This window comes from Pseudoalteromonas sp. GB43, from assembly GCF_054923805.1.
Map to the genome: position 1 here is coordinate 2,423,971 of NZ_JBPCHJ010000001.1, position 26,247 is coordinate 2,450,217.

21 protein-coding genes and 5 pseudogenes are annotated in these 26,247 nt (G+C 42.7%); 17 read left to right on the forward strand and 9 right to left on the reverse strand.

The features are described 5' to 3' along the window. Positions 1 to 18: 18 nt before the first annotated feature. The 15 genes and pseudogenes from rsmH to lpxC all read left to right on the forward strand — a co-directional run bounded on the left by rsmH (position 19) and on the right by lpxC (position 17,256). A pseudogene (rsmH, locus tag ACRWSG_RS11525) lies at positions 19 to 953 on the forward strand (16S rRNA (cytosine(1402)-N(4))-methyltransferase RsmH). Further along, on the forward strand, positions 953 to 1,279 hold the full coding sequence (gene ftsL, locus ACRWSG_RS11530; protein WP_054552737.1) for a cell division protein FtsL: 327 nt from the start codon (positions 953 to 955) through the stop codon (positions 1,277 to 1,279). The pseudogene rsmH and the gene ftsL overlap by 1 nt, the downstream one beginning before the upstream one ends. Beyond that, positions 1,276 to 3,093, forward strand: a complete 1,818-nt coding sequence (locus tag ACRWSG_RS11535; RefSeq protein ID WP_462166337.1) for a penicillin-binding transpeptidase domain-containing protein — start codon at positions 1,276 to 1,278, stop codon at positions 3,091 to 3,093. The genes ftsL and ACRWSG_RS11535 overlap by 4 nt, the downstream gene beginning before the upstream one ends. Then, positions 3,086 to 4,564, forward strand: a complete 1,479-nt coding sequence (gene murE / locus ACRWSG_RS11540; protein WP_339980531.1) for a UDP-N-acetylmuramoyl-L-alanyl-D-glutamate--2,6-diaminopimelate ligase — start codon at positions 3,086 to 3,088, stop codon at positions 4,562 to 4,564. Before ACRWSG_RS11535 ends, murE begins: the two co-directional genes overlap by 8 nt. Further along, on the forward strand, positions 4,561 to 5,949 hold the full coding sequence (locus ACRWSG_RS11545) for a UDP-N-acetylmuramoyl-tripeptide--D-alanyl-D-alanine ligase (RefSeq protein ID WP_462166338.1): 1,389 nt from the start codon (positions 4,561 to 4,563) through the stop codon (positions 5,947 to 5,949). The genes murE and ACRWSG_RS11545 overlap by 4 nt, the downstream gene beginning before the upstream one ends. Continuing rightward, entirely contained in the window at positions 5,943 to 7,025 is a 1,083-nt protein-coding gene (gene mraY, locus ACRWSG_RS11550; protein ID WP_054552733.1) for a phospho-N-acetylmuramoyl-pentapeptide-transferase, read from the forward strand. Before ACRWSG_RS11545 ends, mraY begins: the two co-directional genes overlap by 7 nt. Next, the gene (gene murD / locus ACRWSG_RS11555) at positions 7,026 to 8,351 is read left to right on the forward strand and encodes a UDP-N-acetylmuramoyl-L-alanine--D-glutamate ligase (RefSeq protein ID WP_462166339.1); all 1,326 of its coding nucleotides are present in this window, start codon (positions 7,026 to 7,028) and stop codon (positions 8,349 to 8,351) included. Continuing rightward, a pseudogene (gene ftsW / locus ACRWSG_RS11560) lies at positions 8,348 to 9,522 on the forward strand (cell division protein FtsW). Before murD ends, ftsW begins: the two are co-directional and overlap by 4 nt. Further along, positions 9,519 to 10,592, forward strand: a complete 1,074-nt coding sequence (gene murG / locus ACRWSG_RS11565; RefSeq protein ID WP_462166340.1) for an undecaprenyldiphospho-muramoylpentapeptide beta-N-acetylglucosaminyltransferase — start codon at positions 9,519 to 9,521, stop codon at positions 10,590 to 10,592. The pseudogene ftsW and the gene murG overlap by 4 nt, the downstream one beginning before the upstream one ends. A gap of 17 nt (positions 10,593 to 10,609) precedes the next feature. After that, positions 10,610 to 12,044: pseudogene (murC, locus tag ACRWSG_RS11570) on the forward strand (UDP-N-acetylmuramate--L-alanine ligase). Beyond that, positions 12,041 to 12,961 carry a D-alanine--D-alanine ligase gene (locus ACRWSG_RS11575; RefSeq protein WP_138598841.1) on the forward strand — a complete coding sequence of 307 codons (921 nt, stop codon included), beginning with the start codon at positions 12,041 to 12,043 and terminating at the stop codon, positions 12,959 to 12,961. Before murC ends, ACRWSG_RS11575 begins: the two are co-directional and overlap by 4 nt. A 1-nt stretch (position 12,962) precedes the next feature. Then, positions 12,963 to 13,742 carry a cell division protein FtsQ/DivIB gene (locus ACRWSG_RS11580; RefSeq protein WP_054552727.1) on the forward strand — a complete coding sequence of 260 codons (780 nt, stop codon included), beginning with the start codon at positions 12,963 to 12,965 and terminating at the stop codon, positions 13,740 to 13,742. Next, positions 13,739 to 14,971, forward strand: coding sequence for a cell division protein FtsA (gene ftsA / locus ACRWSG_RS11585; RefSeq protein ID WP_462166341.1), 1,233 nt, complete (start codon positions 13,739 to 13,741; stop codon positions 14,969 to 14,971). Before ACRWSG_RS11580 ends, ftsA begins: the two co-directional genes overlap by 4 nt. A gap of 21 nt (positions 14,972 to 14,992) precedes the next feature. Next, positions 14,993 to 16,240: a cell division protein FtsZ gene (gene ftsZ, locus ACRWSG_RS11590; RefSeq protein ID WP_054552725.1), complete on the forward strand. Its 1,248-nt coding sequence runs from the start codon at positions 14,993 to 14,995 to the stop codon at positions 16,238 to 16,240. Between the two features lie 104 nt (positions 16,241 to 16,344). Continuing rightward, positions 16,345 to 17,256 carry a UDP-3-O-acyl-N-acetylglucosamine deacetylase gene (gene lpxC / locus ACRWSG_RS11595; protein ID WP_036971181.1) on the forward strand — a complete coding sequence of 304 codons (912 nt, stop codon included), beginning with the start codon at positions 16,345 to 16,347 and terminating at the stop codon, positions 17,254 to 17,256. A 71-nt stretch (positions 17,257 to 17,327) separates the two neighbouring features. On the opposite strand, the gene yjjG is transcribed toward lpxC, so the two are convergent. The 3 genes and pseudogenes from yjjG to ACRWSG_RS11610 all read right to left on the reverse strand — a co-directional run bounded on the left by yjjG (position 17,328) and on the right by ACRWSG_RS11610 (position 19,549). Further along, the gene (gene yjjG / locus ACRWSG_RS11600; RefSeq protein ID WP_054561044.1) at positions 17,328 to 18,002 is read right to left on the reverse strand and encodes a pyrimidine 5'-nucleotidase; all 675 of its coding nucleotides are present in this window, start codon (positions 18,000 to 18,002) and stop codon (positions 17,328 to 17,330) included. A gap of 11 nt (positions 18,003 to 18,013) precedes the next feature. Continuing rightward, positions 18,014 to 18,553, reverse strand: coding sequence for an inosine/xanthosine triphosphatase (gene yjjX, locus ACRWSG_RS11605; protein WP_138598845.1), 540 nt, complete (start codon positions 18,551 to 18,553; stop codon positions 18,014 to 18,016). Positions 18,554 to 18,602: 49 nt separating this feature from the next. After that, positions 18,603 to 19,549: pseudogene (locus tag ACRWSG_RS11610) on the reverse strand (phosphoribulokinase). Positions 19,550 to 19,731: 182 nt separating this feature from the next. Between ACRWSG_RS11610 and ACRWSG_RS11615 the strand changes: the two are divergent. Together ACRWSG_RS11615 and ACRWSG_RS11620 are read left to right on the forward strand one after the other, a co-directional pair. Continuing rightward, positions 19,732 to 20,601, forward strand: a complete 870-nt coding sequence (locus ACRWSG_RS11615) for a hypothetical protein (RefSeq protein WP_235377202.1) — start codon at positions 19,732 to 19,734, stop codon at positions 20,599 to 20,601. Between the two features lies 1 nt (position 20,602). Continuing rightward, complete coding sequence (locus ACRWSG_RS11620) at positions 20,603 to 20,731, forward strand: hypothetical protein (protein ID WP_268795038.1); 129 nt, start codon at positions 20,603 to 20,605, stop codon at positions 20,729 to 20,731. Between the two features lie 39 nt (positions 20,732 to 20,770). Here ACRWSG_RS11620 and ACRWSG_RS11625 read toward each other — a convergent pair. The 6 genes and pseudogenes from ACRWSG_RS11625 to ACRWSG_RS11650 all read right to left on the reverse strand — a co-directional run bounded on the left by ACRWSG_RS11625 (position 20,771) and on the right by ACRWSG_RS11650 (position 26,183). After that, positions 20,771 to 23,340, reverse strand: a pseudogene (locus tag ACRWSG_RS11625) (M1 family metallopeptidase). 112 nt (positions 23,341 to 23,452) lie between these two features. Beyond that, positions 23,453 to 24,130, reverse strand: a complete 678-nt coding sequence (locus ACRWSG_RS11630) for a site-specific integrase (protein ID WP_062566485.1) — start codon at positions 24,128 to 24,130, stop codon at positions 23,453 to 23,455. Between the two features lie 115 nt (positions 24,131 to 24,245). Next, a complete protein-coding gene (locus ACRWSG_RS11635) occupies positions 24,246 to 24,596 on the reverse strand; it encodes a DUF2750 domain-containing protein (RefSeq protein WP_054552718.1) in 351 nt (116 codons plus the stop codon). A 17-nt stretch (positions 24,597 to 24,613) separates the two neighbouring features. Beyond that, a complete protein-coding gene (locus ACRWSG_RS11640; RefSeq protein WP_194441977.1) occupies positions 24,614 to 25,192 on the reverse strand; it encodes a glutathione S-transferase family protein in 579 nt (192 codons plus the stop codon). A 60-nt stretch (positions 25,193 to 25,252) separates the two neighbouring features. Beyond that, positions 25,253 to 25,534, reverse strand: coding sequence for a peptidylprolyl isomerase (locus ACRWSG_RS11645; RefSeq protein ID WP_054552716.1), 282 nt, complete (start codon positions 25,532 to 25,534; stop codon positions 25,253 to 25,255). A 73-nt stretch (positions 25,535 to 25,607) separates the two neighbouring features. After that, a complete protein-coding gene (locus ACRWSG_RS11650) occupies positions 25,608 to 26,183 on the reverse strand; it encodes a glutathione peroxidase (protein ID WP_235377200.1) in 576 nt (191 codons plus the stop codon). Positions 26,184 to 26,247: the final 64 nt, after the last annotated feature.

The following is a 26,247-nucleotide window of genomic DNA, read 5'->3' on the forward strand; positions in this document are numbered from 1 at the left end:
AAAGGCAAATAATAGCTAATGACAGCGCAATTTGAACATGTCTCTGTACTGATGGACGAAACCATAGATGCTTTGGATATTAAACCTGAAGGCATTTACATGGATGGCACATTTGGTCGCGGTGGGCACTCGGGGCAAATTCTTGCGCGTTTAAGTGAACAAGGTCGCTTACAGGCGATTGATCAGGATCCACAAGCTATTAAAGCCGCCGAAAAATTTGCCGATGATGCGCGTTTTTCAATTGCTCACACTCGTTTTTCAAACTTAAAAGCAGTTGCTGAAGATAACGATTTAATCGGTAAAGTTGACGGTATTTTGTTGGATATCGGTGTTTCTTCACCACAGCTTGATGATGCTGAACGCGGTTTTAGTTTTATGAAAGATGACCACTTGATATGCGTATGGATCCAACTAGTGGTCGCAGTGCTGCACAATGGCTAGCTGAAGCTGAACTAGAAGATATCACGCATGTGATTAAAACCTATGGCGAAGAAAAATTTGGTCGTCGAATTGCTCATAAGATCATTGAAACACGTGAGCACACTGCAATCACAAGTACTAAGCAGCTTGCTGATTTAGTCGATGAAGCTGTGCCAGTTAAAGATAAGCACAAACACCCAGCTACACGCACATTCCAAGCGATCCGTATTTATATCAATAGTGAGCTTGAAGAAATTCAAACTGCATTGCAAGCCGCTGTTGAGGTTTTAAAACCAGGGGGACGTTTAGTGGTTATTTCGTTCCACTCTTTAGAAGATCGCATTGTTAAGCAGTTTATTAAAAAACAGAGTAAGGGAGAGGCGATACCCAGAGGTCTGCCTTTGACGGACGCACAAATAAACAAAAACCTGACGTTAAAGGCAGTGGGTAAAGCCATTAAGCCGAGTAAGGCGGAGATTGAAGCAAATCCGCGTTCACGTAGTTCAGTGTTAAGGGTTGCGCAGAGGTTGTAATGAAAGCTAAAGCGACACATCGCCAACCTAATTTATTTACAGAAATTTTCAAAGGCCTAGGAGCTAATAAGCTGACCTTGGCCTTGTTGGTTGTGATCCTCGCATCTAGTTTGAGTGTGGTTCAGGTGACGCATCTAGCGCGTCAGCAATTGATTGAACAAGACAAATTATTGCAAGAGCGTGATGAGCTCGATCTTGAGTGGCGTTACTTGCTCGTAGAAGAAGAGTTTTATTCACAGCATGCGCGCATTGAAGAAGTCGCGACTATGCAATTAGAAATGAAACGGCCAACTAGCCAAGACGAACAGGTGGTAATACTGCGATGAGAAGCAGAGGGAAAAAGCCAACAAATACCTTAATCACATGGCGTTTTTTGCTGGTGTGCTCAGTGGTGTTTTTAGTCTTTATGACGCTGGTTGCGCGTGCCGCTTTTTTACAGGTTATTGAACCAGATAAAGCGCGTTCTGAAAGTGATAAACGAACTGTGCGTGTTGAAAAACAACATGTGCAACGTGGCATGATCTTCGATCGCAATGGCAAAGAGTTGGCGGTCAGCGTACCTGTGGTAAGTGTGTATGCGGATCCGAAAGCGCTGCATAAATCACTGATCAGTAAGGTACTGCGTCAAGCTAGAAAAAATGGTGAAGATCAACAAGCACTGGCTGAAAGTACGGTTGAGTTAGATAAACGTATTGCCGCTTATTACAATAATGATATTCGCTGGCGTGAACTTGCGGATGTATTACGCATTGACCCAAGTAAAGTTAACTCTCGCCTTCGTGATAATCCAAAGCGTCGTTTTGTCTATTTAAAACGTCAGGTTACCCCTGCTGTTGCTAACTATATTGGTGATCTTCGTTTACCAGGTATCCACTTACTTGATGAGTCAAAACGTTATTACCCTGCCGGTGAAGTAACAGCCCATGTTATTGGATTTACTAACATTGATGGTCATGGTATTGAGGGAATCGAAAAGCTTTATGAAAAGGCGTTAACGGGTGTTGAAGGTCAGCGCACCATTCGTAAAGATGCCCAAGGCGGTGAAGTAGAAGTGCTTGATGAGCGTGAACGTGTTGAGCCTGAAAACATTCATTTAAGTATTGATCAGCGCATTCAAGCGATTGCTTATAAAGCAGTAAAATCAGCAGTTCTAACCTATAAAGCTACTTCGGGTTCAGCCATGGTTGTTGATGTAAAAACCGGCGAAGTATTAGCTATGGTGAATAGCCCATCGTTTAACCCTAATAACTTGAATGATGCCGCACCGCATAAGCGTCGTAACCGTGCTATCACCGATTTGTTTGAGCCAGGCTCTACTGTTAAGCCACTAGCCATTTTAGCTGGTTTAGACTACGGCGCAATTCAACCGGATTCAATTATTGATACTTATCCTGGCTGGATGCGTGTGGGTGGCAGTCTTGTGCAAGATACCCGTAACCATGGTGAGATGACCTTAAGAGAAATCTTAAAGTATTCAAGTAATATGGGTGTAACTAAGGTCAGTCAAGAAGTACCAAAAGACTATTTTGTAGGGCTTTACCAAAAGGTGGGGTTTGGCAGTGATAGTGGTACAGGCATGGTTGGTGAAAGCAGCGGTTTATTTTACCCAAATCGACGCTGGTCAGATCATGAAATTGCTGCATTATCATTTGGTTATAACTTAGCTGTAAGTACCGCTCAAATGGCTCGTTTTTATGCCATGTTAGGCTCTGGTGGCGTTATGCGCCCGCTAACAGTTCTTAAACAAGAGTCAGTGCCAGAGGGTGAACGTATTTTCCAACAAAAAGACGTTGAAGCGGTTGTTCACATGATGGAAAGCGTATTCGAAAAAGGTGGTACTGCACAAAAAGTTCATGTTGATGGCTATCGTGCTGCTGCCAAAACAGGTACCTCTAAGAAAGCCGCTGTGGGCGGGTATGGTGACGAATATGTTGGCTATTTTGCTGGTATTGCGCCAGCGAGTAACCCACGTTTAGCGGTAGTAGTAATGATTAATGAACCGGGTGGAGATGTTTATTACGGCGGTGCGACGGCAGGCCCTGCATTTGCAGAGATTGTCTCCAATGCCTTAAGAATTCTAAACGTTGCACCGGACAAAGATGCGGTTGCGTACGTAGAAGGCAAAGATAACGATGCGTGATTTAAAACCGATTCTTAATCAAATTGATGTTGAGGCCAATAGTTTATTGGTTAACCAACTACGTCTTGATAGTCGAGATGTAAAAGCTGGCGATGTGTTTGTCGCCATTAAAGGCCATCAGCTTGATGGCGGACAGTTTATTGACAAAGCCATTGAAAATGGTGCGGTGGCAGTTATTGCTGACCGTTTATGTGAGTTCGAAAGTGAGTTTGAACCACTTTACTTAGTTACCGATTTAGCAAAAAAGCTGCCAGCACTTGCAGCAGCTTTTTACCAGCAACCATCAAAGCAGCTTGAGTTAGTGGGTGTGACAGGCACCAATGGCAAGTCAACAACCACAGCAATGATTGCGCACTTAGCACAGCACTGTCATAAACGCGCAGCAGTGATTGGTACGCTCGGTTATGGGCACCCTGATAATCTAACTGAGCTTGCAAACACCACGCCATCGAGCGTTGATTTACAGCGTATTTTATCTGAGCTTGTCGCAGAGCAGAATGATGTTGTGGCCATGGAAGTCTCATCTCATGGTTTAGTGCAGCATCGCGTTGATAATTGTCAGTTTAAAGCAGCAGTATTTACTAATCTTACACGCGATCACTTAGATTATCACGGCACCATGGATGCTTACGCTGATGCCAAGTTAATGTTAATGCGTGACCATATGCCAAAGCTTGTGGTGCTTAATCAAGATGATGCGCAAGTTGAAGCATGGTTAGAAAAATACGACTTCAATAATCTAATTTGTTACGGCCATAAAAACCTCACGCCTGAAAATGCGCGTTTTGTTTATTTTAGCGATGTAACTTATGATAACAGCGGTATTTCGGCGAAGTTTGATACCAGCTGGGGGCTAGCCGAAGTTAATTGCACACTGTTTGGCGAGTTTAACTTATATAATTTAGCCGCTGCTATGGCCACTTTATTAGGTATGGGTTACCCACTTGATTTACTCGTTGAAGGATGTAAGTCATTGCAGCCTGTTGCTGGGCGCATGCAGGCATTTAGTGCGCCAGGTCAACCGACTTGTATTGTTGATTATGCCCACACTCCTGATGCATTAGCACTGGCATTACAAGCATTGCAAAAGCACGTTCCAGGTGGCGTTAGCTGTGTGTTTGGCTGTGGTGGTGACAGAGACAAAGGCAAGCGCCCGATGATGGCAAAAGCAGCTGAAGGCAATGCAGACCGTATTATTGTCACCAGCGATAACCCAAGAAGTGAAGACCCTGACGCTATTATTGCTGATGTAGTTGCGGGGCTTAAGCAGCCTGAACGCGCACATTGTGAAGCAGACCGAGCGCAGGCTATTAGTTATGCCATTTCGCAAGCGAGTGCTGATGATGTCATCCTTATTGCGGGCAAAGGTCACGAAGATTATCAAATTATTGGCGACCAACGAATCGACTTCTGCGATCGTCAATATGTACAACAACAATTAAAAGAAAAATCGCAAGGGGCGCAGTTATGATCCCTATGGATTTTGATTGGCTAGCTAAAGTTCTAGCAACCGATTACCAAGGTGGTAATCACACGGTAAAATATATTAACACTGACACCCGTACTTTGTGTGACGGTGAAGTGTTTTTAGCGCTACAAGGGCCTAATTTTGATGGCCATAAATTTGTTGCGCAAGCAAAAGAAAAAGGCGCGATAGCTGCTATTGTAGCGCGCCCTGTTAATGTCGATATTGTGCAGTTTGTGGTTAGTGACACACGTATTGCGCTAGGTCACATCGGCGCAGCTGTGATGGCACAGGTTGCACCGAAAACAATTGCTATTACTGGTAGCGTGGGTAAAACGACCGTAAAAGAAATGTGTGCGGCGATTTTATCTGGTCATGGTGAAGTACTGGCAACAAAAGGCAACTTTAATAATGACATTGGCGTACCACTCACGTTATTACGCCTTGAACCACAACACCAATATGCGGTGATTGAGTTAGGTGCAAACCACATTGGTGAAATTGCTTACACCGTTGCAATGACGAAACCTGATGTTGCTGTGGTATGTAATGTTGCAGCTTCTCACTTAGAAGGCTTTGGCTCATTACAAGGTGTAGCAACGGTCAAAGGCGAAATCTATGATGGCTTAAAGCCTGATGGTGTTGCCGTAGTTAATTGCGACAGCGATTATGCCGATTTTTGGCTTGAGAAATTAACTAATCGCAACGTAAAACGTTTTTCTACTAGCCAACAATTAGATTATTGGGCAGAAGATGTGGTGCTTGATGAACAAGCGCGCGCTTCTTTTGTGCTTTGCAATAAAGATAAAAAAGTACCTGTCACTCTGGCATTACCGGGCAAGCATAATATTGCTAATGCGTTAATAGCCACTGCCTTAACCACTGAGCTCGGTGTAAGTCTCGAAAGTGTCGCATCGGCGCTGGCAACCATGGGTGAAGTTAAAGGTCGTGTAAACGTTCTTAAAGTGTCAGACACATTGACGGTGATTGATGATACCTACAACGCGAATGTGCAATCGGTTAAAGCAGCAATTGATTTATTAAGTGATATGCCGGGTCGTCGTATTTTTGCGTTAGGTGATATGGGTGAGCTGGGTGAAGAAGCGCGTTTTTATCATCAACAAGTTGGTGAGTACGCACAGCAAAAAGGCATTGATGAACTTTATAGCCTAGGTGTATTAAGTAAATCAGCCAGTGATGTATTTGAAAAGCCAAATCGCCACTTCTCAAGCCGTGAACAATTATTACAACAATTACAAAGTGAACTTGCTCAATCGACGCAAAAAACCACAGTTGTTGTAAAAGGTTCGCGCAGTTCTCGTATGGAGCTTGTGGTCACAGATTTAGTAAATAGCCAGCAAAATGGCAATAATGGAGTATCGTCATGTTAGTTTGGCTGGCAGAGTATTTAACACAATATTACAGTGGCTTTAATGTTTTTTCTTACCTAACGCTGCGCGCAATTTTAGGTATTTTAACAGCGCTACTTATCTCACTTTATTTTGGTCCTAAGCTAATTCGTGCATTGCAAAAAATGCAGATTGGTCAGGTGGTTCGTCACGATGGTCCAGAATCTCACCTATCTAAAAAAGGTACGCCAACTATGGGCGGCATTTTGATTTTAGGGGCGATTTTTACCAGCACATTACTGTGGGCAGACCTTTCAAATAAATATGTTTGGGCAACCTTATTTGTCGTGGGCTCGTTAGGTGTGGTTGGTTTTATTGATGACTACCGTAAAGTGATCCGCAAAGACCCTAAAGGGTTAATTGCTAAATGGAAATACTTTTGGCAATCAGTGATTGCGTTAGTGGTTGCCAGCGCACTTTATTTTACCTCGCAGCAAGGCAGCGAAACCTCGTTAGTTGTGCCGTTTTTTAAAGACGTGCTACCACAGCTAGGGTTGTTTTATATCGTGATGACTTACTTTGTAATTGTAGGTACGTCGAACGCGGTAAACCTAACAGATGGCCTTGATGGTTTAGCGATTGTGCCAACCATTTTAGTGGCGGCAGCACTCGCCATTATTGCTTATTTAACAGGTAACGTTAATTTCTCAAGCTACCTACATATTCCGCATTTACCGCTCGCCAGTGAGCTTGTGGTTGTGTGTACAGCAATTGTGGGAGCTGGACTTGGTTTCTTATGGTTTAACACCTACCCAGCACAGGTATTTATGGGTGATGTAGGTTCATTAGCACTTGGTGGTGCACTGGGTATTATTGCGGTGCTGGTTCGTCAAGAACTGGTACTTATCATCATGGGTGGTGTGTTTGTAATGGAAGCATTGTCGGTGATTTTACAAGTAGGCTCTTACAAATTACGTGGTCAACGTATTTTTAGAATGGCGCCTATTCACCACCATTATGAATTAAAAGGTTGGCCTGAGCCGCGCGTAATTGTGCGCTTTTGGATTATTTCAATCGTGCTAGTGCTTGCTGGCCTTGCGACATTGAAGATCAGGTAAATGACAGTTATTAACGAGATTAAAAACAAAAAAATTTCAGTGCTCGGACTCGGTGTAACCGGTCTGGGCATTGTGCGTTTTTTATTATCTCAGAATATTAAGCCAATTGTTGTTGATAGCCGCACAGCGCCGCCGGGTGCTGATTGGCTAAATGAGCATGCTAATGAGTTAACGACTCACTTTGGTGATTTAGAACAGGCCGATTTAGCCTGCAATGACATTATTATTATCAGCCCAGGTTTAAGCCTCGCGACACCCGCTGTAGCAAAAGCGATTGATGCTGGTGTTGAAGTGATTGGTGACGTTGAGCTTTTTGCCCGTTTAACAGATAAACCAATTGTCGCGGTGACAGGTTCAAATGGTAAGTCGACAGTGGTCACATTGGCGTTTGAAGTACTGAAAGCGGCCGGTTATAAAGTTGGCCTTGGTGGTAACATTGGTACTGCGGTACTTGATTTACTATCGCAAGAATATGATGTCTATGTACTTGAGCTGTCGAGTTTTCAACTTGATACCACGCATAGCTTAAAAGCGAAAAGTGCCTGTGTGTTGAATGTGAGTGAAGACCACCTCGATCGTTATTCAAGTTATCAAGCATACATAGACTCTAAACAAAGTATTTATAATGGCTCAGAGCTTGCTGTAGTTAATGCCATTGATGTGGCAACACACACTGCAAAGCAGCCCCAAGTAAGCTTTGCGCTCGCCAATGCAGATTTTGCCTTGGTTGAACATCAAGGCGAACAATACTTTGCAGCACATGGTAAACCAGTATTACCAGCAAGCTGCTTAAATGTTGTTGGTTCACACAATCAACAAAACGCTTTAGCGGTGATGGCATTACTGAGCCCGTTTGATATTGCTAAAGGGCATTACCAGCAAGCGTTTAGTGCTTTTACTGGGCTTGCACACCGTTGCCAGTTTGTCGCTGAAATTAATGAAGTAAAATACTTTAATGATTCAAAAGCGACCAATGTAGGTGCAACTATCGCAGCGATTGAAAGCTTAGCTGATCAAGGGAAGCAATTAGTTGTGATTGCCGGTGGTGATGCAAAGGGGGCTGATTTAGATGCCTTAAAGCCATACTTAAACAACAAAGTGAAAGCGCTTATTTGTTTTGGTAAGGATGCTAAAGCTCTCGTAGCATTAACCGAAAAAGGCCACCTAACCACCAACATGCATGAAGCTGTGCAACTAGCGAAACAGTTAAGCAGCAGTGGCGATATCGTTTTATTAGCACCTGCATGTGCCAGCATTGATATGTACAACAATTACATGCAACGTGGTGATGATTTTGCGCAGTGCGTATTGGCGGAGGCAGTATGATTGCATTTGCTGACATCCGTGACGCATTAACACCAAAGCAATCGCCACAGCTTTATGATGTGCCGTTATTGTATTGCATGTTGATGTTGATTGGCGTTGGCTTTGTGATGGTAACCAGTGCCTCTATGCCAACAGCAGAGCGATTATTTGATAATCCGTATCACATTATTATTCGCCACGGCATGTTCTTAATTATGGGCTTTTTCTTATTTTGGATTGCCACAAATGTGCCTATGGATTGGTGGAAGCGCAGTAACGCCTATTTATTGTTGCTGGGTTTAGGTTTGCTGGTTTTAGTGCTGATTGTTGGCCGTGAAGTGAACGGTGCAAAGCGATGGATACCCATTATCCTGTGGGCTTTCAGGTTGCTGAAGCCGCCAAGTTGTATTTCTTTAGCTATATTGCCGGTTACTTGGTACGTAAACGTGAAGAAGTACAAGAGAACTTAAAAGGTTTTTTCAAGCCATTAGCTGTATTTGGTGTGTATGCATTTTTGATATTGATGCAACCAGACTTAGGGACCGTCGTTGTACTGTTTGTGACGACAGTTGGTTTGTTGTTTTTAGCGGGGGCTAAGTTATGGCAGTTTTTTGGCCTTATTTTAACGGGTATTGCTGCCGTGGTAGTGCTAATTATCGCTGAACCATACCGTATGGCCCGTGTCACTGGCTTTTTAGAGCCGTGGGAAGATCCATTCGGTAAAGGTTATCAGTTAGTGCAATCGCTAATGGCATACAGTCAAGGTGGTTGGTTTGGTCAAGGCTTAGGAAATAGCGTGCAAAAACTGCAATATCTTCCTGAAGCACATAATGACTTTATCTTTGCAGTGATTGGTGAAGAGCTTGGCTTTTTTGGCGTATTAAGTATTTTGATTGTGCTTGCTGTGTTTGTATTCAGAGCCCTGTTAATTGGTCAAAAAGCATTGAAATGCGGCAAAGAGTACGAAGGCTATTTTGCTTTTGCTATTGGTATCTGGTTTGCGTTTCAAACCATGGTAAATGTTGGCGCAAGTGCGGGTATTTTGCCAACCAAAGGTTTAACACTGCCGTTTGTTTCTTACGGTGGCTCTAGTTTATTAATTATGACCATAGCAACAGGTGTACTTTTGCGAATAGATTTTGAGACAAAAATGGCAACTAAGCAGGCAACCTCTCGAGGAGGTAAGCGATGAGTAAAAAATTACTTGTTGTTGCAGGCGGTACTGGTGGTCATATTTTCCCGGGTATTGCAGTTGCTGATTTTTTAAAGCAGCAAGGCTGGCAAGTTAGCTGGATTGGCACGCCTGACAGAATGGAAGCAAGGGTAGTACCTAAGCACAACATTGAGATTGATTTTATCAATGTGAAAGGTGTGCGTGGCAATGGTATTAAACGTTTGGTCAAGGCACCATTTATGGTGATGAATGCCATTTTTCAAGCACGCAAAATTTTAAAAGCACAAAAGCCCGATGTTGTTTTAGCTATGGGTGGTTATGTGACTGGACCTACGGGCATTGCAGCAAAGAGCTTAGGTATTCCTTTGGTTATTCATGAGCAAAATGCTGTTGCAGGCATGAGTAATCGTTGGCTAGCAAAGTTTGCCAATAAAGTGTTAGCTGCTTTTCCATCGGCTTTTGCAAAAGAGCAATGCGAAGTGGTGGGTAACCCTGTGCGAGCAAGTGTCGCTAATGTCACTGTAAAGCAAACAGCGACACCGATTAATGTGCTAGTAGTTGGCGGTTCACTTGGTGCGCAAGTTCTTAATGAGACTTTACCAGCTGTATTCAGTGAACTTTCAGCGCTAACAACGCTTAATATATGGCACCAAACAGGTAAAAATAATGAACCGAATGTGACTGCCAGCTATCAACAGTTAGGGTTAACTGAAAATAGTAAAGTCGCTGAATTCATTGATGATATGGATAGCGCATATCAATGGGCTGATTTGGTAATTTGCCGAGCTGGTGCATTAACGGTGAGTGAGATAGCTGCAGCCGGAAGAATGGCCTTATTTGTGCCTTTTCCACATGCTGTCGATGACCATCAAACTGCCAATGCAAAGTATTTAGTGACTGAGCAAGCTGCATTGATTATGCAGCAAAGTGAGTTTAACCAAGCGGCGGTTGTTGAGTTATTAACGCCTTACTTAAATGCACCAGAAAAAATTTCAACAATGGCAAGTAAAGCAAAACAGCTTGCTATTTTAGATGCCACAGCCAATGTTGCAAAACGCTGTGAGCAACTAGCAGATAGAAGAGATTAGTAGTGAAAGAAAGCACGATGAAAGAAAACAACACTCGTCCTGCGATGCGTCGTATCGACACCATCCACTTTGTGGGTATTGGTGGCGCAGGCATGGGTGGTATTGCCGAAGTACTTGCTTTTGAAGGCTACCGCATCACAGGTTCAGACATTGCGCACAGTGCGATGACTGAGCGCTTAATACAAGTGGGTGCAGAAGTATTTATTGGTCATGATGAAAACAATGTAAAAGATGCCAGCGTTGTCGTGGTATCAAGTGCGATTAACGAGCAAAATCCTGAGATTAAAGCAGCAAAAGCGGCGCGTATTCCAATAGTTCGCCGCGCCGAAATGTTGGCAGAATTAATGCGCTTTCGCCACGGTATTGCAGTGGCAGGCACTCATGGTAAAACAACAACAACCAGTTTAATAGCAAGCATTTATGCACAAGCGGGCCTTGATCCAACCTTTATTATTGGTGGCTTGTTAAACAGCGCTGGAAGTAATGCCAAGGTCGGTAAAAGCGACTTTTTAATTGCAGAAGCTGATGAGAGTGATGCGTCATTCTTACACTTACAGCCTATGGTGTCGGTGATCACGAATATTGAAGAAGATCACATGGATACATACGGCGGTAGCTTAGAAAAAATGAAAGACACGTATGTTGATTTCATTCATAACTTACCGTTTTATGGTTTAGCTGTCGTGTGTATTGATTCTGAGGTTGCAGCGGAGTTGATCCCTCGCTTTGGACGCCCTGTGATTACCTATGGTGAGTCGGCAGAAGCTGATTACCGCATGGTTGATTTTAGCCAAGCAGCGAATACTTGTTCATTTAATGTTGTGAATAAGCAAGGTGAAAGCCTAGCCGTTACGCTTAATATGCCGGGTAAGCACAATGCGCTTAACGCGACAGCTGCGATTGCGGTGGCTAAAGATCAAAACATAGCTAACCATGCAATTTTAGAAGCGCTGACAAAATTTGAAGGCGTAGGCCGTCGTTTTCAGCATTATGGAAGCTTTGAGAATGAACGCGGTAATGTGATGTTAGTTGATGATTATGGTCATCACCCATCAGAAGTTGCAGCAACAATTGCGGCGGTTCGTGAAGGGTGGCCAGATAAACGTTTAGTGATGATTTATCAGCCGCACCGTTATAGTCGAACCCGTGATTTATACGAAGACTTTGTCAAAGTACTGGCTGATGTTGATCAGTTATTACTCCTTGATGTGTACTCAGCGGGTGAAGAGCCAATTGTGGGATCACAGCAAGAGTTTATGTCGTAGTTTACGCCAGCGTGGTAAAGAACCATTACATATTGCCAACAGCTCCGAGCTTGCTGGTGTTCTTGCCAGTACACTGCAAGATAATGATTTAGTTTTAACACAAGGCGCTGGTAACATTGGCCAGTTAGTGAAAAAGTTAGCAGCAACCGAGTTGTCTATTGAACAACTAAAGCAGGTAAACGTATGAGCCAGTTAAGTGACAAATTTGGCAAAGTAGCGGTACTTTTTGGTGGCACATCTGCCGAACGAGAAGTCTCTCTTAAATCAGGCCAAGCTGTATTGAATGCTTTGCAAAGTGCTGGCGTTGATGCCATTGCTTTTGATCCGAAAGATCAGCCGCTATGGCAATTAAAAGAGCTAAACATTGAACGTGTGTTTATTGCTCTGCATGGTCGTGGTGGCGAAGATGGCACTATTCAAGGTGCACTTGAATTTATGGGTATCCCATATACTGGCAGTGACGTTTTAGGTTCTGCGCTTGCGATGGATAAAGTGCGTTGTAAGCACTTATTTAAAGCAATGGGGCTAAGCACAGCACCTTACACTGTTGTTGATAGCCGCCATGAGTTTGATAGCCAAGCGATTATTAATGAGTTTGGCAAAGTGATGGTAAAACCGTCACATGAAGGCTCAAGCATTGGTATGGCAGAAGCAAGCAGCGCTGAGCAACTCGATGCGGCGCTTAACGCTGCATTTAAGTTTGATAGCCAAGTGCTTGTTGAGCAATGGATCACTGGCCGTGAATTTACTGTTGCTGTACTTGGGCAAGATGTTCAGCCTGTCATTGAGATGACGACGCCAAATGGCTTTTATGACTATCAAGCTAAGTATCAATCGAATACAACTCAGTATCATTGCCCTGCAGATATATCTGCGCAAGAAACTGAATTGTTGCAAGATATGGCATTAAAAGCATTTGATTTAGTGGGTGCAAGTGGTTGGGGGCGTGTTGATGCGATGCGTGATCAGCAAGGTAACTTTTACTTATTAGAAGTAAATACGGTACCAGGCATGACAGAAAAGTCTTTAGTGCCCATGGCAGCGAAAGCGAATGGTGCAAGCTTTGAGCAATTAGTTGTTCGCATTTTGGAGCAAACCCTTTAATATGCATCCTTTTTTAGAAAAAGCGCAACAATTAAAACAACAACTAAATTGGTCGTTGATTTTTGGTGTGAGCTTTTTTCTAGTCGTGATTTTCGCATTAGTAAAAATCACGACAGGCGTCTCAGATTGGTTGGTAGAAAACAAAGACGCACAAATAAAGCATTTATCAGTACTTGGACAGCCCCAATATACTGATGAAAAAGCAATTATTGGTGCAATAAAAAAAGCCGACTTATCGAGTTTTTTTGAATTAGACGTAAAACATGTGCAACGCTTAGTACAAAGCTTGCCGTGGGTGGCAACGGCATCGGTCAGAAAGCAATGGCCAGATACCCTGCAAGTATATGTTGTTGAACATCAAGCTGTAGCTCATTGGAACAGTGATATGCTGTTAAACCAAGCAGGCGAAGTGTTCCAAGCAAGTAGTGATAAATTACCCACAAGCTTGCCACAATTATACGGCCCTGAAGGCAGTGAGATTGAGGCGTGGACAGCATTTAGTCAATTTCAAGAAATGCTCAAAGTGAATAACTTAGAGCTGACTAGTTTAGCGCTTTCTGAGCGCTTTTCGTGGCAGTTATGGCTTGATAACGGCATTCGCCTGAACTTAGGTCGCAAAGAAAAAGCAAAGCGTGTACAGCGTTTTATTGACGTGTATCCGCGCATGGAACAACGTGCAGATGCACAAATCGATGTTGTTGATTTACGGTATGATACCGGTCTTGCAGTGAGCTGGAAGCCAGTGCAAGAAGAACAATTAGAAAATAAGAGTAAGGCATGACCAAGTCAGCAGAAAGAAACCTAGTGATTGGATTAGACGTTGGCACATCGAAAGTTGTGGCCACCGTTGGTGAAATCACCGCAGATAACAAACTAAGCATTGTGGGTGTTGGCAGCCAAGTATCGCATGGTATGGATAAAGGCGGCGTTAACGACCTTAACCTTGTTTCTGAATCGATTCGTCGAGCTATAGATGAAGCTGAGCTAATGGCTGATTGCCGTATTAGCTCTGTTTATTTAGGGATTTCTGGAAAACATATCCAGTGCCAAAATGAAAGCGGTGTAGTGGCAATTAACAACACGGAAGTGACAGACGAAGATATTGAAAATGTCATCCACATTGCGCGTTCAGTGCCTATTTCGGCAGAACGAAAAATGCTCCATGCATTGCCACAAGAGTACAGCATCGATATGCAAGAAGGGATTAAAAACCCACTTGGCATGAGCGGTGTACGTATGGAAGCTCGCGCGCACATCATTACTTGCTCAAACGATATGGCAAAGAATATCGAGAAATGTGTTGAGCGTTGTGGCCTTGAAGTCGATCAGTTGATCTTCACGGCACTGGCATCATGTTACTCAGTACTTACAGATGACGAAAAAGAACTGGGTGTAGCCGTGTTAGATATTGGTGGCGGTACCATGGATATCACCATTTATATTAATGGTGCGCTTCGCCACTCAGCCGTTATTCCTGTAGCCGGTAACCAAGTGACTGGTGATATTGCAAAAATATTTAGAACGCCTATATCACATGCTGAGTCACTCAAAGTACAATATGCATGTGCGAGTAGCCAGATGGCAAGCAACGAAGACACTATTGAAGTACCGAGTGTGGGTGACCGACCAGCGCGTATTATGTCGCGCCATACCTTAGCTGAGGTTGTTGAGCCTCGTTTTAGAGAATTATTCGAGTTGGCGATGGAAGAAATCCGCCGCTCAGGTTTTGAAGACCAAATTGCTGCAGGTCTCGTCATTACTGGCGGAACAGCAAAAATGACGGGTGCAATGGAAGTGGCAGAAGACATTTTCCAAATGCCGGTCAGAATTGGCAAACCAATCGGGATTGTTGGTTTGACAGATTATGTAGATGATCCTTCGTACGCAACCGCGGTTGGTTTGTTACAATACGGCCGTACAATGCAATCGATGAATGCACAAAAGTCGAAAGCAGAAGGTGATAATAATTGGTGGAACCGTATTACTAAATGGTTCCAAGGTGAGTTTTAAGACTCAAGTCGGAGAGTAAACATGTTTGATATGATGGAACAGCACAGCGAAGAAGCTGTCATTAAAGTAATTGGCGTGGGCGGTGGCGGCGGTAACGCTGTTGAGCACATGGTAAAACAACAAATCGAAGGTGTACGTTTCATTGCTGCGAATACGGATGCACAAGCATTACGTAATTCATCTGCTGATGTAACAGTGCAGCTAGGTACACAAATCACCTCTGGTCTAGGTGCAGGTGCTAACCCTGAAGTGGGTCGTAACTCTGCTGAAGAAGACGCTGAGACTATCCGTGCCAGCTTAGAAGGTGCTGACATGGTATTTATCGCAGCAGGTATGGGCGGTGGTACGGGTACAGGTGCTGCGCCAGTGGTTGCTAAAATTGCTAAAGAGTTAGGCATTTTAACGGTTGCTGTTGTAACGCGCCCGTTTGACTTTGAAGGTAAAAAGCGTGCTGCAGCTGCTGAACAAGGCATTAATGAATTGTCAGAAACTGTAGACTCACTTATTACAATTCCGAACAATAAATTGCTTAAAGTTTTAGGCAAAGGCACTACACTATTAGATGCCTTCGCAAAAGCGAATGACGTGTTATTTGGTGCGGTACAAGGTATTGCAGAACTAATCACACGTTCTGGTCTAATCAACGTGGATTTCGCCGACGTACGTACAGTTATGTCAGCGATGGGTACTGCGATGATGGGCACAGCATCTGCGTCTGGTCCTGACCGTGCGCAAGAAGCTGCAGAAGCGGCTATCTCAAGCCCGCTACTTGAAGATGTCGATTTAACAGGCGCTAAAGGTATCCTAGTTAATATCACGGCAGGTATGGATATCGCGATTGAAGAATTTGAAATTGTTGGTAACCACGTTAAAGCACTTGCGTCAGAAAACGCAACAGTGGTTGTGGGTGCGGTAATTGACCCTGAAATGAGCGACGAGTTACGTGTAACGGTTGTTGCAACAGGTTTAGGCGGCGATCGTCGTCCACAGTTTGGCATTGTTGATAATGGCTTTAAGAAAGCATCAGGTTCTGATGTACAAAGCTCAATGAACCAAACAACTAGCAGCATGTATGTACCAAGCTTTGCAAGTCAAGGCAGCGGTGATGATGTAAGCATGTCATCTGCGTCTGAAAAGCAAGAGCCAGTACAACAAAGTACAACGAGCAGCTCAGTATCTAGCAGCACTGAGAGCAGCAAAAAGTCTGATAAATCAGAGGGTGGCGATTACTTCGACATTCCAGCTTTCCTAAGAAAGCAAGCTGACTAAGACAGTTTTTGTTGGTAATTTTGTTCGATAAATAAACAAATTGGCAGTTGGATGTATTTATGATACAATTCGCCGTCTAACTGTAACTATAAGTGAGCGAACCTATGATTAAACAGCGTACGATTGCAGAAGTAGTCAAAGCCATAGGAATTGGACTTCATAAAGGTGAGAAGGTCACTATTACTCTCCGACCTGCGAGCGCAAATACTGGGATAGTATTTCGTCGCGTAGACCTTGATCCGGTTGTTGATTTTGAAACAACACCAGAAGCCGTTGGTGATACGCAACTGTGTACCTGTTTGACAAACAAAGATGGTGTTCGTTTATCAACGACTGAGCACCTTATTGCGGCGGTAGCGGCAATGGGTATTGATAATCTAATTGTTGAATTAGACAGCTCAGAAGTACCAATCATGGATGGTAGTGCATTACCATTCATCTATTTGTTACAAAAAGGCGGCATTAAAGAAGTAAATGCAGCTAAGCGCTTTATTCGTATTAAAGAAAAAGTACGTATTGAAGAAGGCGATAAATGGGCTGAGATCGAACCATACGATGGTTTCCACATCGATTTTGAAATTGCGTTTGATCACCCAGCAATCAATGAAAGCCGCCAACGTATCGGTTTAGATATCACGGCACAAAGCTTCACTGAAGAAATCAGCCGCGCACGTACTTTCGGCTTTATGAAAGATATCGAGTATATGCACGCTAACAACCTAGCATTAGGTGGTAGCATGGATAACGCAGTTGTATTGGATGAGTTTAAAGTACTAAATCCAAACGGCTTACGTTATAGCGATGAGTTTGTTAAACACAAGATCTTAGACTGTGTGGGCGATATGTTTATGACTGGTCACAACATTCTAGGTAAAATCACGGCTTATAAATCAGGCCATGATTTAAACAATAAACTACTTCGTAAAATTATGGCGACTGAGTCAGCATGGGAATGGGCAACTTTCGATACCCCAGTGACTATGCCAGCACCAGGCTTAGAAGTAGCGACAGCTTAATCGCAAGCATATTACAGTTATAAAAAATGACGCTTTAAGCGTCATTTTTTTTGCCAAACTATTATCAAGAATTATAAGCCTAGAATAGCTTCAAGCTCGACCAACTGATTGATTTGATAAGTTGGTTTAATATCTTCAGGTAGCTCAACTCCTGGGTGTTGTAACCAACACGTGTCGATACCCACATTGTGACCACCTAAAATATCACTGGCAGCTGTATCGCCTACCATTAAAATCTGCTCTTTTGGTGGATTGCCCATTAATTGAAATGTATGTTGAAAAATCTCTGGGGCAGGTTTTGCTTTACCGACTAACTCTGAAATAACCAGCCAATCGAACATATCCTGTAAACCGGTGTGCTCTAGGCGTTTTTGTTGTAACTTAGCAAACCCATTGGTAATAATGCCTAGCTTGGCGTGTGGTTTTAACTTTGTAAGCAAGTCAACTGCACCAGGTAATGGCACACAAATAGAGGCCATAGCATCCAAGAAGCCATCGTTAAGCTCTTTTGCTGGCACATCGAGTCTATTAGCCCATTCTGTAAAGCGAGTTATCTGTAGCTCGCTGGCGGTAATTTCATGCTTTTGATAAGCAACCCAAAGCGGCTTATTGGTTGCTTGGTAATGATGATAATCTGACTCAGTAAATTCTACGCCGTAATGTGCAAACATCACTTTTAAACCTTCAAATGCATTAAAGCTAAATAGCGTTTCATCGGCATCGAATAATACGTGGCTATACTTCATGGTTATCCTAATTACTGGTTGAATAGGGTAGGGTGTGAAAATGGCGCCATGGCCAATGTCAGTGCTTGTACATAAGTACTTTCGCGCGTGGCAAGATGATTGGTTAATAAGCCAATAGCACCACCTTGTTGTTTGATATTAACGGTATTGAATGCCTCATCCATGACATCACCTAGTTCTTTACCAGCTAGCAAGGCATCGTAAAAAGGTTGCGGTAACGGTAGGTTGCTACTGCGACCCACGCTAAATTGCTGCTTGTTTGCAATCACTACAAAGGCAAAGGTTGCAGCGCCATAACTAAATTGTTCTGCGCCACCTTCCATTGCTGTATAAAAATCGGCGTCAAAGTGATCTTGGCAATACTTAACGCGATTTTCAGCGCCGATACGGGTTTCATCTTCACCTAGTGGCTGATCAGGTACGCCAGAAGGTGCATCTTCACCTTTGCACTCAATGGTATGATGTGGGAAATAAAGACTAAAGACATGTTTAGCCGCGTTAATTTTAACGGGGTTCTTTGAACCAACAATAACACGTAATGTTTGTTTCAAGGCGACGACTCCATTGTTTTCACCAGAGTCAGCAGTGTACCCGAGTGAGTTAAATCGGCAAGTCAACCGGGGCTAAATTTTCAAGGGCGCGCTTTTTCAAAATAATATCTTTGATCAACGGCGTTAGCACAAGCTCCATTGCTAAGCCCATTTTGCCTCCAGGTACCACAAGGGTATTGATACGAGACATAAAGCTGCCTTCAATCATGCTCAAATAGTACGGAAAATCGACGTCATCTATGCCACGAAAACGAATCACAACAAAGCTTTCGTCTAAAGAAGGAATATCTTTTGCGCTGAATGGGTTTGAGGTATCAACCGTCGGCACTCGCTGGAAGTTGATATGAGTACGTGAAAACTGCGGGGTAATGTGGTTAATGTAGTCATCCATTGAACGCACAATAGAGCCCATTACCGCTTCTCGCGAATGGCCTCGTTCAGAGGTGTCGCGAATGAGTTTTTGGATCCACTCAAGGTTGATAATTGGCACCATGCCAATCAATAAATCGACATGCTTAGCAACATCATGATTCTCATCGACAGCACCACCATGAAGACCTTCATAGAATAAGATATCTGTATTTGATTCTAAATCTTGCCAAGGGGTAAAAGTTCCTGGAAGTTGGTTATAAGGCACCGCTTCGTCAAAAGTATGTAAGTAACGTCTGATTTTACCTTGTCGGTTTCGCCATATTGGTAAAAAAGCTCTTCAAGGGCACCAAAATCATTAGCTTCTCGGCCAAAGTAGCTAATGTGCTTACCTTCTTGTTGTGCTTCACGGATTTTTTTATCCATTTCAGGGCGAGTATAACGATGAAAGCTATCGCCTTCGATGAAGGCTGCATCAATGCTTAAGCTTCTAAAAATGTGCTTAATTGCATTGGTGGTTGTGGTAGTTCCCGCCCCAGATGAACCGGTAATAGCGATGATAGGGTGTTTAGCTGACATAATTATTCTCGTTATTGTTGATACCAGTCGGCTTAAAAATTTAACCATTCTAGTGTGTTAAATGGTCAGTGGCATAACTCGATTGGTATTATCGTGCATAAAATCAATCAGTAGAAACCGATAAAAAACGAACACGTCCTAGTTATAAAGGTCGAGCATGGTAAGGTCAAGTGACTGGCGGATTAATTAACGCTATCATGGGCTGATAAAAATTAAAACGAGAGAACAACATGAAATTGATTTCGTCTTTACTTTTCGTCGCAGCAGGGACATTGTTTACCAGTCACGCACATGCAGCGATGCCTAAAAGCGAAATATTACTTGCCGACTTAGACACCCCATATGGTATGCAGGTGTCGCGAGTAACCGATGATAAAACTTATAATAATCAACCATTTTTAGTTGATACTGGGCTTTACTACACCCATGAAGTTGTTGGCGAAAATGGCCAGTCACAAACCGATATTGCGTTTTATGACTTTGCATCTAAGAGCAGTGTGAATATCACCAACACTCCTGTCAGTGAATACTCGCCAACGCTAATGCCAAATCAGCAAGCCTTGTCGGCAATCGTGGTCGAAGCAGATGGTAAGCAAAAGTTATGGCAGTATCCATTAGCAGAAGAGCCTGCCGCGAGCCGAATTTTTGAATGGATTGAGCCTGTTGGCTACCATGCGTGGGGCGCTGATGAAGACCTGATCATGTTTATCTTAGGTGAGCCGCATACATTGCAATACACTCGTGTTGCTGCGGCTAAACCGCGTGTCATTGCCGGTGATATTGGCCGAACTTTAATTTTTGATAAACACACAAACAGTTATTTATTTAGTTATAACAAAAACAACCAACATTGGGTTGCACGCTTTGCGCCGCAAACTGAGGAAGTGAGTGATTTATTTAGATTACCTGAGTCGGTGCAAGACTTTGCTTTAATTGATAAAGACACTGTGGCTTATGCGGTTAATAACCGAGTTCATAAGCGCAGTTTGACTGAGCCTGAAGTGGTATCACAGTGGCTTGATTTAAGACGCTTTTGTGAAGGCTCAATCTCGCGTTTAAATTACAAACAGAGCAAACTGGCATTTGTATGTAATAAGTGAAATGACCCGTTTTCCAACTCGCATTTATAAAAGTGCACAGCCCATTCATTATGGTATTGCATTTAAAGTCACCTCACCTGAAGCGGCTGAGCAATTTATAACTAAATTAACTGCTATTTTAGCGCAATAAAAAAGGGCCACATTGTGGCCCTTTTCGTATTTGCTTTAATTAGCGCTTAAGGAAGCTATTCACTGAGTTTAATTCACGGTTTTTCAGTGCAATACAATCATTGATGCTTTCTTCAAGCTTACTAAGAGAGCGTGCATAACCTGGTACTTCAGTGATTTTATCGTTGAAGAAGGTTTTGGTTTTCTCTAGGCTTTTCGCATCGCAGCTTGCCGTTGTGAAGAATGGTAAATTTGGTACAAAGAACGGTGGTAAGTTCTTAGTGATGGCATCGTAATTGTTGTAAATCCACTCAATAAACAGTGCTTCACGCTCTTTACCATAGCCTAAACCACCTAATAACGTACGCATATCAGAGGCTGTTACGTTATCTGTTAAGCTGTATTCTAGAACCGCTTTTTGTAACTCAGGTTTACCAAAGTAACCCATCGCTGCCAGCATCTTAGTACGCACTTGTGGATCTTTGGTGGTTTTAAAGGTTTGCTTGTACTTTTCAAGTAACTTTGCATCGCCATGGTAAGCCGCAAGGTTTAAGTAAGTTGAGGCTAAATATGGGTCAACATTTTCAGGGTTGTTTAAGTACAGTGCCGCTTGTGCTTTTGCTGTATCAATGACTTTTTGGTCATGACCATCGAAGCCTAAACGAGCAACAACTTGCGCACGTAATTGCGATACCGCCGCGTCTTCACCTGCTTTTGCTGTTAAACCATATTGCTTAGCGGCAGGAGCAATGCTGTTTCGAATAAACTTAGGCCATAGGTCACGGTTACTGTCGTCTTCGAATACGCGTTTTTGAGAAGCAAGGTAACCCAATGCTGTGTTTGCTACTAATGGGTGAGCATCACTCACAAAGGCTTCTAAAGTTTGCATTAAGTGAGCCGCAGAGATAACACCTGCATCAAGTAATGAATCAACCGCAGAAAGTAGCGCTAAGCGCTCACGTACCGTTAGCTTGTCAGCAGCGTTCTCTAACAGGGCATTAAACTGTGCATCATTTAATACCCAGCGGTAATAACCCATGGCACCTTGATCTGGGTAAATCCACTCAGGTTCAAAGTCGAGAGTTAGATGCTGTGTTTCTTTATTCAGCAGTAAACTTGCGGTTTTAACTTTGTCGCCCGCACCATACTTAATTGCAACCGGAACATTCCACAGTTGTGCTGGTGCATCAACGCCAGCATTTACAAAGCGGCTTTGGCTGATATTAATTTTCTTACCATCTTGCGTTACTTTGATAAGTGGGAAAGATGATTGTTCGATAAACGATTTAAGAACACTTGCCACATCTTTATTAGACGCTTCGCCTAGTGCTTGCCATAGATCAGCAGCTTCTGCATTTTTATACGAGAATTTTTTCAAGTAAGCACGAATACCTTGCTGGAATGCCTCTTCGCCAATCCAGTTTTCAACCATAGATAAAACCGCGCTACCTTTACTGTAGGCAAGGCCAAGGCCATCCATGATATCAGCTTCAGTTTTGATTGGTTTACGAATAGGTTTAGTACTTAAACGCGCATCCAGTGCCATCACATAGTTTTGTGGTAAGTCTAAGTGCGACTCAAATTCAGGGTTGATTTGTGCAGTGATTTTCGCTGCCATCCAACTTGCGAATGCTTCGTTTAACCATAAATCATTCCACCACTTCATAGTCACTAGGTTACCGTACCACTGGTGAGCTAACTCATGGGCAATGATTGATACATTGCGCTCTTTTTTGCTGCGCGTTGCTGTTGCTAGGTCTACTAGTAAAATGTCTTCACGGTAAGTCACTAGGCCTGCGTTTTCCATTGCGCCAAATGGAAACTCTGGCACTGCCACTGAGTCTAGCTTTTTGTATACGTAAGGAATGCCAAAATAATCTTCTAGGGCTTTTAACACACGCGGCATATTTTCTTTTGCGTAATCAGCAAGGTGAATTTTACCTTGTGGAGTCAATACGCGGCCAGGGATTGGCATGCCTTTAATTTCAAGCTCTTCAAACGGACAACAGCCATAGCGACTAAGTAAGAAGGAATCGGTGGTGTTTTGTCAAAAAAGTGCGTTGTCATATCGCCATCAACTTTGGTTTTTAAAACCGGTGTATTGGCATACACTTTTTGTGATGTTGGCGCTGTGATAGTTAGCTGAAATGGAATTTTATAACTTGGCTCGTCAAAAACGGGGAATGCACGACGCGCATCGCTCATTTCAAATTGCGTGAAAAGATAAGGCGTACCTTGATCTAAAGTTTTATATAAACCAACACTTTGGCGATTATAAGGTGCGGTAAAATCAACTTTTAAAGTGTATTTACCTGGCTGAATTTTTTCTTCACAAGCGAATTTAACTTTGCCTGTTTTTAGCATTTCAGCACTTAGGTCACAGTTTTCTGCACCTAAAATTTTCGCCATGCTAACTGCATAATCAATACCGTTTAATTCGATATAATTGGTTGCTTTTAGAACCTCTAAAGCAATTTCGGTATGACCAGAAAAATTGTCTTTGGCAGGATCAAGCGTAAGTTCTACTTGTTGTGAGCTAGGCTTGGCAAGCTTTTCGATAACATATTCATTGGCATGGGCAGAGCTAACAGCAAGTGCAACACTCACCGTTAATAGGCTTTTTAAGAACATAAGTATCCCTGATTTTTTGTTGTTAGAAAGGCACCTGCTATGAGGGGCGAATCACCATGCTATCAGGTTTTAATTTGAACAGTAATAAATAGTTAGTAACAAAGTTTGTCAGTTAATTATGGCGGTCAATGAAACGCTGCCAATGCAGTTGCGGGTTTATTTGTCGTATGTTTTGCAGCACGGTATTTAATAACTGCATATCAGCAAAGCGTTGCTCGTTGAAATCTTTAAAACCAAGCAAGTAGTTAAAGGCATCTTTGCAGTTGGCTTGCAGTGCATGAATTCGCACTTGTTGTTCAAAGTTGAGCCGTAAACTGCTTATCGCGGTTTTCATACCTTGCTGATCAACAGTAGGAATAGCGCACTTTTGTAAATAACCAGCGCGTTCACCTTCACCCGAAAACCAAATACGTACTTTTTCGCTGTAGCGACCAGATTTAGCGGGTAAATCAAACATCAGTCGTTGCTGATTTTGTTCATTTAAATAGCCTAAGTATTGGTCAAGTCCTGCATCGAGTAATGCATTGTGGATAGGTACATAGCGAGGTTTTATCTTGCCATGTGTATGAAAATCAAAGCAGCGAATTCCATCAAGGGTGACAATATTATCAAGGGTTAAATGGCCAATTTCATCGCTGTAGGCACCGGTGTAATAGGCAAACAAAGGCAGCCAAAAGTGCCAATGCTTAGCTTGTTCACGTGCTAAACGCTGATCACCATAAATGTAACCATTATACAGGGTATGTAATTCCATGGCCGAAAAGGGCCTACGACCAAGATGGGACTTCAACCTAATACCTTGATAATAAAGATGTGTTGAAGAGTATACCTGATAAGTATCAAGTTTCCAGCTTAACGACACTGCCATAAATACGGCCGTGTCGTTATAAGCTTAAGGATTGCTATTAATCGCAAAGAGCTTTAGCTAAACCAACCGGTTCGATTTCAACGCATACTTGATCATCGTTCCAGTTTAAACCAACAAGCGCATCATCTTCGTTAAGGTCTTCAACCCACTCATCAAGAAATTCGTCTAGGCCAATTTCAACAGGGGTATAGTCTTGCCACTCATCTTTACATTGTGCTTTTGCAGCGTCTTCAGTACCCCAAAGTAATAACACATCTGTGTCGCTAAATTGGTTTGATTCACAGACAACAAAACCACCATCTTCGGCACCGAGTGCCCACATAGATTCGTTCAAACGAACTTTTTCTACAAAGCTAACTAATTCTGATTCAATTTCGATATCGCTCATTTGCGTAACCCTTATCTTTATTTTCGTGGATCTGTTTGTTGTACTGCCGCTTTATCGGCGAATTTATGATAAAAATCAACTAAGTTATTTAGTTGGCTAAAATCAGTTAATTCGCGGAAGCGGATCCAATCTAGCAAGCAGTATAAACTGATGTTGAGGTATTCACAGCTTTTAAATACTGGCTCCGATAAATGAGTATTTAAATAGGCTAATGTTTCAACAATTCGTTCATTCTGTAAATTAAAAAATAGTTTATCGCTGCTGGTATCAAACCCTGAACGCTGACAAAGTAAAATTTCTACCAGTGAATCATTGCAGGCATTGATAATGGTTAAGTAGTTCTCTTGCTGCCAGCTAAGTAATGGCTGATCTGCTTTTTCGAGCAGATAGCGAATAATGGAGTTGGAATCACATAAGGTAAAATCATGGTCGATTAATACAGGAATTTTTCTGGCAGGGTTATGAGCAATCATGGTTTGTCTGTCTTGCTCAGAGAAAATATCCAAATTAATAAAATCAATAGCTAGGTTATTAAGTGCAGCCCAAATCCGAATACGGCGCACAAAAGGTGAGGTGGTCGAGCCTAAAAGTTTCATTTTGAGATCCTTCGCAAAAAAAAGCCGCTATGAAGCGGCTTTTTGAAATCGATTTGTAAATTAGTCAGTACGGCTTGTTACTTCTAGAAGATGATAACCAAACTGGGTCTGCACTGGGCCTTGTACTTGGTTTATTGGTGCAGAGAAAACGACTTTGTCGAACTCTGGAACCATCATGCCAGGGCCAAACTCACCTAATGCACCACCATCTTGACCTGATGGGCAATTAGAATGAGCACGAGCAAGCTCTGCAAAGTCAGCTCCTTGCTCAATTTGCTGCTTTAAATCCAAACAGTGAGCTTCACTGTCTACGAGAATGTGTCTTGCACTGGCTACTGCCATAACATCTCCCTAATGTGTGTTTTAGTATTAAATCACTAGTTTAGTTCAATATTTACCGAACGAAAAATTAAATTTATTTTGCAATCAGCTCAGCTTCAATTGCATCGCGTAAAGTTTGCGATTGTGGCTTAGTTTTACTATTAAAGCGCTGCACTGTCGTACGATCTGCAGACACTAAATATTTGTAAAAGTTCCAGTTAGGTGAGCTGGTTGCTTCATTTAGGTGTTTGAATATTGGGTTTGCATCGCTACCGCGAACGGCACTGGTAGCCAGCATATTAAAGGTTACGCCATAATTGATGAAACATACTTTTGCCGTGTCTTTTTCATCGTCTTCTTCTTGGAAAAAGTCATCTGATGGAAACCCTAATACGACCAAGCCTTGGTCTTTATATTCTTTATGAATGGCTTCTAAGCCTTCAAACTGGCCGGTAAAACCACAATTACTAGCGGTATTCACAATGAGCAGTGGTTTGTCTTTGAATTCACAAAAATTAATAGACTCTTTTGAACGCAACTTTCTCATTGTGACATTGGTAAAATCATCACATTGGCTGCTTGCTTTAGCTGTTGGTACCGCCTCTGTGGTTTGTGCTGCAAGGTTGGTTGTTATTAGGCCTGCTGCAAGTAACAAAGCATATTTATACATAGTTATTTCCCGCTAGTTATTTGTGATGAATATACGCTAATATGCAGCAAAGTGATCATTTAAT